Source organism: Collinsella aerofaciens, from assembly GCF_001404695.1.
In the GTDB taxonomy this organism is placed as follows: domain Bacteria; phylum Actinomycetota; class Coriobacteriia; order Coriobacteriales; family Coriobacteriaceae; genus Collinsella; species Collinsella aerofaciens_E.
Window position 1 is genome coordinate 50,564 of sequence record NZ_CZAQ01000001.1, and the last position, 12,599, is coordinate 63,162.

Here is a 12,599-nt window from a genome sequence, read left to right on the forward strand (position 1 = left end):
AGATGCAGTTCGATCAGGTGACGGTTATCGGTGGCGGTCTGGCGGGTTCGGAATGCGCGATCCAGCTGGCAGACCGCGGGTTTGCCGTAAAGCTGTGCGAGATGCGCCCCCAGGTGAGCTCCCCGGCTCACCATACCGATCACCTGGCAGAGCTCGTCTGCTCCAATTCGTTTAAGTCGACCCGTCCGGATTCCGCGGCTGGTTTGCTGAAGGCCGAGCTTGAGCGCATGGGTTCAGTCCTGCTCGACTGCGCCCATCGCGCTGCTGTTCCCGCTGGTGGCGCCCTGGCGGTCGACCGCGTCAAGTTTTCCGAGCTTGTCGAGGACGAGGTTGCCGCCCGTCCCAATATCGAGATCGTTCACGGCGAGGTCACGCAGATTCCCGAAGGTCACGTGGTCATTGCCGCCGGCCCCTTGTGCTCGCCGGCGTTGAGCGAAGAGGTCGTGAAGCTTGTCGGTGGCGACGCCCTTGCGTTCTTCGATGCCGCGGCGCCGATCGTCGATGCCTCCACGCTCGATATGGACGTGCTGTTCTCGCAGTCGCGCTACGAGGAGCAGGGGAGCGGCGACTATCTCAACGCTCCGCTCAACAAGGAAGAGTACGAGGCCTTTATCGAGGCGCTTACCACGGCCGACCGCGTGGTGCTCAAGGACTTTGAGGGCGGCGATCTGTTCCAGGCCTGCCAGCCTGCCGAGGAGGTTGCGCGCACCGGCAAGGACGCCATTCGCTTTGGCGCCATGAAGCCCGTCGGCCTCACCGACCCGCGTACCGGACGTCGCCCTTGGGCGGCGATTCAGCTGCGTGCCGAGAACAAGGAGAAGACCGCCTATAACCTGGTGGGCTTCCAGACCAACCTGACCTTTGGCGAGCAGAAGCGCGTCTTCCATATGGTGCCGGGCCTGGAGAACGCTGAGTTCTTCCGCTACGGTGTCATGCACCGCAATACCTTTGTCGACGCCCCGCACGTGCTCGATGGCACCTTTGCCGTGCCCGGTACCGGCGTGCGCCTGGCCGGTCAGATCACCGGCACCGAGGGGTACATGGAAGCCGTGGCGACCGGTCTGCTCGCGGCGCTCAACACCTATGCAGAGGCTATCGGCGCCGATTCCGTCGAGTTGCCCCGCGTGGGCGCCCTGGGTGCGCTCGTGGGCTATGCGACCGATCCTGCCACCGTGGGCTATCAGCCCATGCATGTCAACTTTGGCCTGGTGCCGCCGCTCGAGGACGGTAAGCGCCGCAGCAAGCGCGACCGCTATCAGGCCTATGCGGACCGTGCGCTCGAGGCCCTCGATGCCTACTTGGCCACGCGTTCCGACTTGTTTGGAGGCGACCGGTCATAGCCTTTGACCTGTACGACACCGTCGACTCTTTTATCGCCTATATCGCACGCGTTGAGGGGCTTTCTCCCAACACGGTGACGGCCTATGGCTCGAGACTGGAGCGCTTTGCTGCCTGGTGCGAGCGCGAGGATATTGATGCTTTCGCTGCCGACGTGCGCACCATTCGTCGCTATCTTGCTGAGCTTTCGCGTGAGCAGGTGGCTCCCCGAACGCTTGCGGCGCACCTGTCGGCTATCCGATCTCTCTATCGCTGGATGGCTGCCGAGGGGATTGTCGAGGGCGATGCGGTCTCGGCGATCGCGTCGCCCAAGCTGCCGCGTGACCTGCCGGGCGTCCTTACGACCCAGCAGGTCGAGGCGCTGCTCAAGACGCCTGATACCTCAACACCCGCGGGACTGCGCGATGCGGCGATGCTCGAGTTGCTCTATGCCTCGGGTGCCCGCATCTCAGAGCTTGCGGCGCTCAATGTGGAATCCATCTCATGGTCCGAGCGCACGCTGCGCCTGTGGGGCAAGGGGAGCAAGGAGCGTATCGTCCCTCTGTATCGTCGTGCGCTCGAGGCGACGCGTCTCTATATTGAGGAGGGGAGGCCGGAGTTGCTCGCTCAGGCAAAGCGTCGTGACCCCGCTACCGGGCCGCATCCGCTGCTTATATCGGCGCGCGGTAATCGCATGAGTGCCGCCATGCTCAGGCGGCGGTTTCATATGCTGGCGACGCTCGCCGGCATTCCGGCCGACATCGCCCCGCATGCGATGCGCCATACCTTTGCGACCGACTTGCTCGAGGGCGGCGCGGACCTGCGCTCGGTTCAAGAGCTGCTGGGTCATGCGAGCCTGTCCACGACGCAGATCTACACGCATCTCACGCCCGATCGGCTCAAACGTGCCGTGGCTCAAGCCCATCCCCGAGGCGAATAGTGGCTGGGACGTCCCGCGCCGCACTCAGGTGTGTGGTTTTGATTGCGGGTTGGCACGAAGATGCATTCCTGCTATCATTCATCGGGTTGCTTCACGGCAACATGTATTTATCACGCACGCGCGGCTACTTCATACCGTGGTGCCCGGGCTTTGGTAGCACATGTCCGGGTTGGTTTTGGAGGATGACCCCGCGCGGAGGCAAACCACAGGAGGTTTAACATGGCTACCAAGATTAATATCCGCACCCTGCTCGAGGCCGGCTGCCACTTTGGTCACCAGACCCGTCGCTGGAACCCCAAGATGAAGCCGTTCATCTTCGGTGAGCGCAACGGCATCTACATCCTCGACCTCAAGCAGACCATCCTCGACGCCGACCAGGCCTACACCTTCGTCAAGAACGTCGCCAAGGGTGGCAACGTGCTGTTCGTCGGCACCAAGAAGCAGGCTCAGGAGGCCGTCAAGAACGCTGCTGAGCGCGCCAACATGCCCTACATCAACCAGCGTTGGCTCGGCGGTATGCTGACCAACTTCGTCACCATCCGCTCCCGCATCAACCGCATGGAGGAGCTCGAGGCCATGGTCGAGGACGGCCGCATGGCAGTCCTCCCCAAGAAGGAGCAGGCTGTGCTCGGCAAGGAGCTCACCAAGCTCCAGACCAACCTCGGTGGCGCCCGCGACATGAAGGGTCTGCCCCAGGCTCTCTTCGTCATCGACACCAAGCGCGAGGAGAACGCCATCAAGGAGGCTCAGCGCCTGAACATCCCCGTCGTCGCCCTGATCGACACCAACTCCGATCCCGACGAGGTCGAGTACGGCATCCCCTGCAACGATGACGCTATCTCCGCTGTCACCCTTATGTGCGAGCTCATGGCTGACGCCTGCCTCGCTGGCTCTGGTAAGGAGCAGGTCTCCGAGGCCGAGATGGCCGCTGAGCCCAAGGCCGAGTAAATCAGTCTTAGTTAATTCTTTTTCATCTCTTTGAAAGGAACCACAATGGCCCAGATTACCGCCGCTATGGTCAAGCAGCTCCGCGAGATGACCGACTCCCCGATGATGGAGTGCAAGAAGGCTCTCGTCGAGGCTGACGGCGACATGGACGCCGCTGTCGACGTTCTGCGTAAGAACGGCCTTGCCAAGGCTGCCAAGAAGGCTGGCCGTGAGACCAACGAGGGCGCTGTCGCCGCGTTCGTCTCCGAGGATGGCAAGACCGGCGCTCTGCTCGAGCTCTCCTGCGAGACCGACTTCGTTGGCTCTAACGCCAAGTTCACCGGCTTTGCTTCCAAGGTCGCTGAGGTTGTCGCTACCACCGAGCCTGCTGACGTCGACGCTCTGCTCGAGAAGCCGATGGGCGAGGAGACCGTTTCCTCCGAGCTCACCGAGATGATTCACATCATGGGCGAGAACATGAAGATCTCCCGCTTCGCTGCCCGCAAGGCTGAGAACGGCGCGCTCGCTTCTTACATCCACATGGGTGGTAAGATCGGCGTCCTCGTCGAGTTCGCCTTCGAGAAGGCTGAGACCGCTCAGGCTGAATCCTTCAAGACCTTCGCTCACGACGTTGCCCTTCAGGTTGCCGCTGTCGCCCCGATCTGCGCTACCCGCGATCAGGTTCCGGCCGAGACCGTCGAGCACGAGAAGCAGATCTACATGGCTCAGGCTGCCGAGTCCGGCAAGCCCGAGGCCATTCAGGAGAAGATGGCTGTCGGCCGTCTGGAGAAGTTCTACAAGCAGTCCGTGCTCACCGAGCAGGAGTTCATCAAGGACAGCTCCCTCACCATCAAGAAGTACGCAGAGCAGGTCTCCAAGGAGCTCGGCGACACCATTACCGTCGTTGCCTTTGACCGTCTGGTCCGTGGCGAGTAAATAAGCTCTTGTAGCTGGTAATGAGCAGGCTGTGGGTTTTACTCACAGCCTGCTTTTTCATGGCTCTTCTTAGAGCCTTTGATAGAATGTTGAGAGTTCAATCTAAAGGAGGATCGCTTTGTCCGACATCCGATATAAACGCGTGCTTCTTAAGCTTTCCGGCGAAGCGCTGATGGGCGACGGCCAATATGGCATCGACCCCAAGGTTACCGACCATCTTGCCAAGCAGGTCAAGGAGCTGCTCGCCGTTGGCCATGAGGTCGGCGTCGTTGTCGGCGGCGGCAATATTTTCCGCGGCATGGCCGGCGCTGCCGGTGGCATGGAGCGTGCTCAGGCCGACTACATGGGCATGCTGGCAACCGTTATGAACGCGCTCGCCCTGCAGGATGCCTTCGAGCATAACGATGTTCCCTGCCGCGTGATGAGCGCTATCCAGATGAACGAGATCTGCGAGCCCTATATTCGCCGTCGCGCCATCAACCACCTTTCCAAGGGCAACGTCGTTATTTTTGCCGCCGGTTCGGGCAATCCGTACTTTACGACCGACACCGCCGCGGCTCTTCGTGCGTGCGAGATCGGCGCCGAGATTCTGATTAAAGCCACCAAGGTTGACGGCATCTACGACAAGGATCCCGTCAAGTGCGCCGATGCCGTCCGTTTTGACAAGATTACCTATCACGAGGTTCTCGTCCGCGGTCTGCAGGTTATGGATTCCACGGCTACGGCACTGTGCCAGGATAACCGTATGCCGATTTTGGTCCTCAACATCGATGGCGAGGACACCGTCAAGCGCGCGCTTTCGGGTGAGCCCGTCGGCACGCTCGTCTATCAGGAGGATTAAGCATGGCAGATAACATCACCGCCCATATGGACAAGTCGCTCGAGTCCCTCAAGCATAACTTCTCCAAGGTCCGTACCGGCCGCGCCAATGCCAACATTCTGTCCGACATCACCGTCGATTATTACGGTGTTCCCACGCCGGTCACGCAGGTTGCCGCCGTCAAGACCCCCGAGGCCCACATGCTGCTCATCGAGCCGTGGGACAAGGCACTCATCAATGCTATCGTCAAGGCCATCGGCGCTTCCGATCTGGGTATTACCCCCAACTCCGATGGCACCGTCGTTCGTCTTCCGTTCCCGGCTCCCACTGAGGAGCGCCGTCGCGAGCTCGTCAAGGAGTGCCGCGAGTACGCCGAGCAGGCCAAGGTGTCTATCCGTAACATCCGTCGTGACTTCAACAACAAGCTCGAGCGCGATGAGGAGCTCACCGAGGACGATGTCCGTCGCGAGCAGGCCAAGGTCCAGAAGCACACCGATGAGTATGTCGCCAAGGTCGAGGAGCTTCTGAAGGAAAAAGAAGCCGAGGTCATGGAGATCTAAGGTGCACTACGACGAGCATAAACTGGTCGAGTACTTTGCCGACGCCCCTGCGGGCGTCGGTTTTTCCGACCTTGACCTCAATAACATTCCGCACCATATCTCGTGCATCATGGACGGCAACGGTCGCTGGGCCACGTCGCGCGGTCTTGCGCGCACTGAGGGCCACAAGGCGGGTATCGTCTCCCTTCGTGAGATTATTACCGCCTGCGTGCGTCTGGGCGTCGACGTGCTTTCTGCCTATGCGTTTTCGACCGAAAACTGGAATCGCCCTCAGCACGAAGTCAACGTTCTGATGCACCTGTTTGCCAAGACGTTCATCGACGAGCTGCCGCTTCTGAAGCGCGAAAACGTGCGCGTTGTCTTTTTGGGTGACATTTCCGCGCTGCCCAAGAAGACCCGCGACGTTTTTGAACGCGGTCTTGCTGAGTGCGCCGATCACACCGGCATGACGCTGGCGCTTGCCGTCAACTACGGCGCGCGTGCCGAGATTACCCGCGCTGTCCGTCAGATCGCACTCGACGCTGCCGCCGGTAAGATCGATCCTGCCGCAATTGATGACGACATGGTGGCTTCCCACCTCTATACCGCCGGCCTTCCCGATCCTGAGCTTGTGATTCGCACTTCTGGTGAGCTGCGCCTTTCGAACTATCTGCTGTGGCAGGTGGCTTATTCCGAATTCTACGTCACCGATACCTATTGGCCCGACTTTGATCGTTGGGGCCTTGTCGACGCCATTTTGGCCTATCAGGGCCGTGACCGTAGGTTTGGTGGTCTGAGCAAGACCGAGGAGGCTTAATCGTGTCCGATCGTCCCAAGGCAACTGCTCCCAAGACATCTGAGCGCAAGGCTGTCGCTGCGGGAGCGCCCGCAGCGAAGAATGGCACCGGTTCGTGGCTTGCGGGCTTTATCACCCGTGCCGCCGCCGGTATCGTTTACGCCGTTGTCTTTATCCTGTGCCTGGTTTTGGGTATCGTGCCCACGGCCATCTTTGTTTCTGTCATGAGCGGTCTGTGCTGCTATGAGTTTTTCCGTATGACGAGGCTCGATGGCAAGATGGCTAACGAGCGCATGGGTATCGCTGCCGCCGTACTCTTTCCGCTGTCGGCGTTGGGCGATTCGATGTTGCTGAATGCCCTGCTTTTTGCCCTGATGCTCGCTGTGGGCATTTGGTATGTCTGGTCGCCGCGTACCCGCATCTCTGATGTGGCCGTGACGCTCATGGGTCCCATCTACACTGGCTTTATGCTGTCGGCTATCGTGCTGCTGCGCGATGCCGTGCCCGGTTTTGCCGGCGCCTTGCTTTCGGTGGGCGTTTGCGCGTCCCTTTGGGTCTCCGATTCGTTTGCCTACATCGTGGGCAGCCGTATCGGCAAGCACAAGATGGTTCCCAAGATCTCTCCTAAAAAGAGCTGGGAGGGATTTGTCGGCGGCATTCTGGGCTCGGTTTTGATTTGGCTCATCCTGTGGGCGACGCACTTCTACAAACTCAGCCTGCCCTATGCGCTGCTGTGCGGCTTGGTCGTGTCCATCCTGGGCGTTATCGGCGACCTCATTGAGTCGCGCATCAAGCGTGGCGTGGGCGTCAAGGATTCCGGCAACCTTATCCCGGGCCATGGCGGCATGCTCGACCGTAGCGACTCGCTTATCTTTGGCTGCATTACCGCGCAGCTGCTTTTGATGATCGGGGGCGTGCTGTAATGTCATTCCAGACGACGTATGGCTCCGATGGACGCCTTCGTGTTGCCATCCTGGGTTGTACGGGCTCTATCGGCACGCAGGCACTCGACGTGTGCCGTCAGCATGCCGATCGACTGCAGGTAACGGCGCTGTCCGTCAATTCCAGCACCTCGGAGCTCGTTGCCGCCGCCCGCGAGTTCTCGGTTCCGGCCGTTGCCGTGGCCGACTCCGCCCACGGTGCGGACGCCGTGCTGCAGGAGCTGCCCGAGGGCACGGAGCTCGGTGTTGGTGCGCAGGCGGTTTGTGAGCTCGCACGTCGCGATGATGTCGACTGTGTGCTTGTTGCCATTGTGGGCGCTGCCGGGCTCGAAGCGAGCCATGCGGCCTTGACCTCGAATAAGCGTCTTGCCCTTGCCAACAAGGAGTCCCTCGTCGTCGGTGGCGACTTGCTTATGCCGTTGGCGCAACCGGGCCAGCTTATTCCAGTTGACTCTGAGCACTCCGCCATCTACCAGTGCTATCTGGGGGAGAACCCACGCGAGGCTCATTGTATTTGGCTCACCTGCTCGGGCGGTCCGTTCTTTGGCCGCACGCGCGACGAGCTCAATCGCGTGACGCGTGCCGATGCCCTCGCACATCCCACGTGGGCCATGGGTGCCAAGATCACCATCGACTCCGCCACCCTCATGAACAAGGGCCTGGAGCGCATCGAGGCCATGCACCTGTTTAACTGCGACCTCGATTTCATTAACGTGGTCGTGCAGCGTCAGTCCAAGATTCACTCTATGGTCGAGTTTGCCGACGGCTCCGTGATGGCGCATCTCGGTGCTTCCGACATGCGTATTCCCATCCAGTTCGCGTTCTCGTATCCCGAGCGTTGGGATACCCCGGCGCCTCGTATCGATTTTCGCGAGCTGGGGCAGCTCACGTTTGATGCTGCCGACATGGATACCTTCCGCTGTCTGGCACTGGCCGAGCGTGCCGGCAAGACGGGCGGCACCATGCCGTGCGTGCTCAATGCCGCCAACGAGGTTGCCGTCGATGCCTTCCTGCACGATAGCTGCAGCTTTACCGATATCGATCGCATTGTGGAATCCTGCATGGATGCCCACGATATGCAGGCGGTCGATTCGTTTGAGCAGCTTCGCGACATCGATGCGTGGGCGCGTGAAAAGGCTGCGCAGGTGCTCGCCGCAACCCGTTCCTAACCCATAAGGATTGCTTTTTCGTTTTATGGATACTGTTCTGAGCGTTCTCTCATCGGTCTTTTGGGGCCTGCTGATGCTTTCCGTCCTCGTGTTTTTGCACGAGGGCGGCCACTTTTTGGCGGCGCGTGCCTGCTGCGTCCGTGTGACCGAGTTCTTTTTGGGCCTGCCGTGCCGCTTTGACATTCATTACACGTCGCGTCGCATTGGAACCAAGTTTGGCGTGACCCCGCTGCTGCTGGGTGGCTACGCTGCCATCTGCGGTATGGATCCGACCGACGTCTCGTGTGCCGATCGCGTGCTCGCGGCTATCTATCGTCATGGTCGCGTGACCGTGGCCGACCTTGCTGTCGAGCTCGAGCTTTCCGAGGAGGATGTGCTTGAGGCATGCGCCCTGTTGCTTGGCTGGGGCTCCATCGCACCCTGGTATGAGGAAGGGGAGAAGCCCTCGCCGAGCTACTATCCCACCAAGTATCAGACGCTGCCGCGAGATGCGGCGGGTTACACCACCTTTGACGGCCGCCGTTTCGATCGCGAACATTCAACTGCCGAGGGCGATGCGTGGGAGCTGCCGTGCGGCGAGGCCGAGTTCCTTGCACAAGAGCGTTCGCACACCTATCTTGGCCAGGGCTTTCTCAAGCGCGCCTTTATGCTGCTCGCGGGCATTCTCGTCAATATCCTGACGGGCTTTTTGCTGCTTATGAGCATCTACTCTATTGCGGGTGTCACCGTGCCGATGGATACCAACGTGATCGGTCAGGTTGACGAGGGGTCTATTGCCGCCAAGGCGGGTATCGAGGGCGGCGACGCGATCCTTTCGGTTGACGGAGTATCGTGCTCTACCTGGATGGACGTTTACGATGCCATCGGTAAGGCTGCCGGTAAGGACGATATCGCCATCGAGTACGAGCGTGACGGCAAGCAGCATTCGACCGCGGTTGCGCTCAAAGAGGACGAGCGCCTAGGTGTGTATGCCTCTACGCAGGTGGTCCGTTTAGACCCCATCACGTCGGCTCGACTTTCGTTCTCCTATGTCGTGCAGACAGCGGAGGGCGTGATGCGCCTGCTCCAGCCGCAGCATACGATGGAGATTCTCGATCAGTCTTCTTCGATCGTGGGCATTAGCGTTATGTCCTCACAGGCTGCTGCTGCCGGCCCTGCCACGTTCCTTTCGTTTGCCGCCCTCATTTCGTTCTCGCTTGGCTTTATGAACCTGCTGCCCATCCCACCACTCGATGGCGGCAAGCTGGTCATCGAGATCATTCAAAAGATTGCTGGCCGCGAGCTTCCGCTCAAGGTCCAGACGATTGTGAGCTATGTGGGCATCGCGCTCTTTGTGCTGCTGTTTGTCTATATGCTTCGTTCCGACATCCTTCGATTTATCCTGTAGGGGAGTGTTTGGATTGTCTTTATCCCATCCTTTGCCTCGCGAGTTGACGTGCCCCGTGCATGTGGGCGGCGTGCAGATCGGTGGCGGCGCTCCGGTCGTGGTTCAGTCCATGACCTGCACCGATACCGCTGATGCCCAGGCAACGCTTGCGCAAGTGTGCGCGTTGGCGCAGGCTGGCTGCGATATCGTGCGCGTGAGCGTGCCCACCGAGGCCGCGCTTGAGGGTTTTCGCACCATCTGTGCCGAGTCTCCGGTGCCGATCGTTGCCGATATTCACTTTAACCATAAACTCGCCATCGGCGCCGTCGAGGCTGGTGCCGCCAAGCTTCGCATCAATCCCGGCAATATCGGCGATTGGGCCAAGGTTGACGCGGTGATTGATGCTGCGGGTGCCGCTGGGTGCGCGATTCGCATTGGCGTGAACGCGGGCTCGCTTGAGCAGGATATCGCCGAGCGCGATGACCTCACGCAGCCCGAAAAGCTCGTGATGTCTAGCGAGCGCTTTGTGCGGCACTTTGAGGATCGTGGGTTTACCAACATTGTGCTTTCCGCCAAGGCCCATAGCGTACAGACGACGCTCGATACCTATCGAGCCCTGTCGCGTGAGATTCCACACGTTCCGCTTCATCTGGGCGTTACGGAGGCCGGTACCAAGCTCCAGGGCACCATCAAGAGCTCTGTAGGCTTGGGTATCTTGCTTTCCGAAGGCATTGGCGACACCATGCGTGTGTCGCTCACAGCTGATCCGGTTGAGGAGCCGCCGGTTGTCTGGGGTATTCTGCAGTCGTTGGGCCTGCGTCGCCGTGGCCCCGAGATTGTCTCGTGCCCCACGTGCGCCCGCTGCCAGGTTAACCTTATTCCCATTGCCGAGGAGGTTACCGAGCGGCTTAAGAACTACTCCGCGTCGCTTTCGATCGCCGTGATGGGATGTGCGGTCAACGGCCCCGGAGAGGCATCTGACGCCGACCTGGGTGTTGCCTGCGGGCGTGGTCAGGGCCTGCTCTTTTCGCATGGCCAGATCATTGGTAAAGTAGCTGAGGATCAAATTGTCGACGCGCTGATGGCCGAGGTCGACAAACTTATTGAGGAGAAGTAAATGACTCGAGCAATGTTTATGTCTAAGCTCTATGCGCCGACGCTCAAAGAGGATCCGGCGGACGCTGAGCTCGCCAGCCACCGCCTGCTGCTCCGTGCCGGCATGATCCGCAAGGAGGCCGCCGGTCTGTATTCCTACCTGCCGCTTGCTTGGCGCTCGATCCGCAAGATCGAGAATATCGTGCGCGACGAGATGGACGCCGCCGGCGCCCAGGAGCTCATGATGCCCATTATGGTCGATGCCGAGCTGTGGCGTGAGTCCGGCCGTATCGATGCCTATGGCAAGGAACTCGTGCGCTTTGACGACCGTCATGGTCGCGAGTTTGTGCTAGGCCCCACGCACGAGGAGACCGTCACGGCCCTTGTACGCAACGAGCTGCGCTCCTATAAGCAACTGCCCGTCAACCTGTACCACATTCAGGACAAGTTCCGCGATGAGTTCCGTCCCCGCTTTGGCCTGATGCGCGGCCGCGAGTTCATCATGAAGGACGCCTACAGCTTCTCTGCCACGCAGGAGAGCCTGCAGGAGGAGTACGACAAGATGAAGCAGGCCTACGCTAACATCTGTGAGCGCTGCTACATCAAGGCTCTGCCCGTTGTCGCCGATTCCGGCGAGATCGGTGGCGATACCTCCGTCGAGTACATGGCTCTGGCTGACGCTGGCGAGGCCTCGCTCGTCTACTGCGACGATTGCGGCTTTGCTGCCGATGACGAGGCGGCAAGCACCAAGGTCGTTGTGACCGAGGGCCCCGGCGACGGTACGCTCACCAAGGTCGAGACTCCGGGTATGGGTACCATTGAGGCCGTCGCCAAGTTCTTTGGCTTCCCCGAGAATGGCACGCGCAAGTCCCTGGCTCTCATCGACGCCGAGGGCAAGCCCGTCGTGGCCATTGTCCCGGGCGATCATGAGCTCAACGACTGCAAGGCCGAGCACGTCTTTGGCAAGGGCTATCGCATGATGACCGACGAGGAGCTCCAGGCCTACGGTCTGCACAAGGGCTTTATCGGACCTGTTAACCTGCCCGAGGGCATTCGTCTGGTCTGCGACGAGAGCCTGCACGAGTCCAAGCAGTGGGCCTGTGGCGCCAACGAGGCCGACTACCACTTTACCGGTGCCTGCCCCGAGCGCGACTTTACCGTCGATGAGTGGGCAGATCTGGTCACCGTCGTTGCCGGCGATCCCTGCCCGCACTGCGGCAAGCCGCTCTCTGCTGCCCGCGGCATCGAGGTCTCCCAGGTGTTCCAGCTGGGCACCAAGTATTCCGAGGCTATGGGTGCCACCTTTATGGATGAGGACGGCAAGGAGAAGCCGCTTATCATGGGTTGCTACGGCGTGGGCGTGTCCCGCTCGCTCGCTGCCGTCGTGGAGCAGCACAACGACGAGCACGGTATCGTCTGGCCGGTCTCCGTTGCCCCGTACGAGGTCTCGGTGATTCCGCTCGATCCCAAGAAGGAGGAGTGCGCTACCGTCTGCGATCAGATTGTTGATGGTCTGTGCGCCGAGGGTATCGAGGTCGTCGTCGACGATCGCGACGAGCGTCCCGGCTTTAAGTTTGCCGACAACGACCTTATGGGCTTCCCGTATCAGGTAGTGCTCGGCAAGCGTGGCCTCAAGAACGGCACCGTCGAGCTCAAGGACCGTGCCACGGGCGGGCGCGAGGACGTGGCTATCGACGAGGTCGTCGCCAAGGTTGCCGAGCTTGTTAAGGCGGCCCGCCGTTAATCGACGATT

The 12,599-nt window shown here is 60.5% G+C and carries 12 protein-coding genes; all 12 read left to right on the top strand.

Features of this window, described 5'->3' with window-relative positions; genetic code table 11:
• Window positions 1-2 precede the first annotated feature (2 nt).
• The 12 genes from trmFO to AQ996_RS00305 all read left to right on the top strand — a co-directional run bounded on the left by trmFO (window position 3) and on the right by AQ996_RS00305 (window position 12,590).
• A complete protein-coding gene (gene trmFO, locus AQ996_RS00250; protein WP_055250026.1) occupies window positions 3-1,340 on the top strand; it encodes a methylenetetrahydrofolate--tRNA-(uracil(54)-C(5))-methyltransferase (FADH(2)-oxidizing) TrmFO in 1,338 nt (445 codons plus the stop codon).
• A gap of 8 nt (window positions 1,341-1,348) precedes the next feature.
• A complete protein-coding gene (locus tag AQ996_RS00255; protein ID WP_316242502.1) occupies window positions 1,349-2,257 on the top strand; it encodes a tyrosine recombinase in 909 nt (302 codons plus the stop codon).
• Window positions 2,258-2,476: 219 nt separating this feature from the next.
• Window positions 2,477-3,205: a 30S ribosomal protein S2 gene (rpsB, locus tag AQ996_RS00260; RefSeq protein ID WP_006236109.1), complete on the top strand. Its 729-nt coding sequence runs from the start codon at window positions 2,477-2,479 to the stop codon at window positions 3,203-3,205.
• Window positions 3,206-3,250: 45 nt separating this feature from the next.
• Window positions 3,251-4,120, top strand: a complete 870-nt coding sequence (gene tsf / locus AQ996_RS00265) for a translation elongation factor Ts (RefSeq protein WP_022094736.1) — start codon at window positions 3,251-3,253, stop codon at window positions 4,118-4,120.
• 118 nt (window positions 4,121-4,238) lie between these two features.
• Window positions 4,239-4,961 (top strand): UMP kinase, encoded by a 723-nt coding sequence (gene pyrH / locus AQ996_RS00270; RefSeq protein WP_035138557.1) that lies wholly within the window; start codon window positions 4,239-4,241, stop codon window positions 4,959-4,961.
• 2 nt (window positions 4,962-4,963) lie between these two features.
• A complete protein-coding gene (gene frr / locus AQ996_RS00275) occupies window positions 4,964-5,500 on the top strand; it encodes a ribosome recycling factor (RefSeq protein ID WP_055250029.1) in 537 nt (178 codons plus the stop codon).
• Between the two features lies 1 nt (window position 5,501).
• Window positions 5,502-6,296, top strand: a complete 795-nt coding sequence (gene uppS / locus AQ996_RS00280; RefSeq protein ID WP_055250031.1) for an undecaprenyl pyrophosphate synthase — start codon at window positions 5,502-5,504, stop codon at window positions 6,294-6,296.
• 2 nt (window positions 6,297-6,298) lie between these two features.
• Window positions 6,299-7,198: a phosphatidate cytidylyltransferase gene (locus AQ996_RS00285; protein ID WP_253274573.1), complete on the top strand. Its 900-nt coding sequence runs from the start codon at window positions 6,299-6,301 to the stop codon at window positions 7,196-7,198.
• A complete protein-coding gene (gene dxr / locus AQ996_RS00290; RefSeq protein WP_055250033.1) occupies window positions 7,198-8,385 on the top strand; it encodes a 1-deoxy-D-xylulose-5-phosphate reductoisomerase in 1,188 nt (395 codons plus the stop codon). The genes AQ996_RS00285 and dxr overlap by 1 nt, the downstream gene beginning before the upstream one ends.
• A 25-nt stretch (window positions 8,386-8,410) precedes the next feature.
• On the top strand, window positions 8,411-9,772 hold the full coding sequence (locus AQ996_RS00295; RefSeq protein ID WP_055250035.1) for a M50 family metallopeptidase: 1,362 nt from the start codon (window positions 8,411-8,413) through the stop codon (window positions 9,770-9,772).
• A gap of 13 nt (window positions 9,773-9,785) precedes the next feature.
• Window positions 9,786-10,868, top strand: coding sequence for a flavodoxin-dependent (E)-4-hydroxy-3-methylbut-2-enyl-diphosphate synthase (gene ispG, locus AQ996_RS00300; RefSeq protein ID WP_082435450.1), 1,083 nt, complete (start codon window positions 9,786-9,788; stop codon window positions 10,866-10,868).
• Window positions 10,869-12,590 carry a proline--tRNA ligase gene (locus AQ996_RS00305; protein ID WP_055250039.1) on the top strand — a complete coding sequence of 574 codons (1,722 nt, stop codon included), beginning with the start codon at window positions 10,869-10,871 and terminating at the stop codon, window positions 12,588-12,590.
• Window positions 12,591-12,599: the final 9 nt, after the last annotated feature.

What these genes read in the sequence shown, in the direction of transcription:
- trmFO (WP_055250026.1), top strand. Translation starts at nt 3, where the DNA reads ATGCAGTTCGATCAGGTGACGGTTATCGGTGGCGGTCTGGCGGGTTCG.
- rpsB (WP_006236109.1), top strand. Translation starts at nt 2,477, where the DNA reads ATGGCTACCAAGATTAATATCCGCACCCTGCTCGAGGCCGGCTGCCAC.
- tsf (WP_022094736.1), top strand. Translation starts at nt 3,251, where the DNA reads ATGGCCCAGATTACCGCCGCTATGGTCAAGCAGCTCCGCGAGATGACC.
- frr (WP_055250029.1), top strand. Translation starts at nt 4,964, where the DNA reads ATGGCAGATAACATCACCGCCCATATGGACAAGTCGCTCGAGTCCCTC.
- dxr (WP_055250033.1), top strand. Translation starts at nt 7,198, where the DNA reads ATGTCATTCCAGACGACGTATGGCTCCGATGGACGCCTTCGTGTTGCC.
- AQ996_RS00295 (WP_055250035.1), top strand. Translation starts at nt 8,411, where the DNA reads ATGGATACTGTTCTGAGCGTTCTCTCATCGGTCTTTTGGGGCCTGCTG.
- AQ996_RS00305 (WP_055250039.1), top strand. Translation starts at nt 10,869, where the DNA reads ATGACTCGAGCAATGTTTATGTCTAAGCTCTATGCGCCGACGCTCAAA.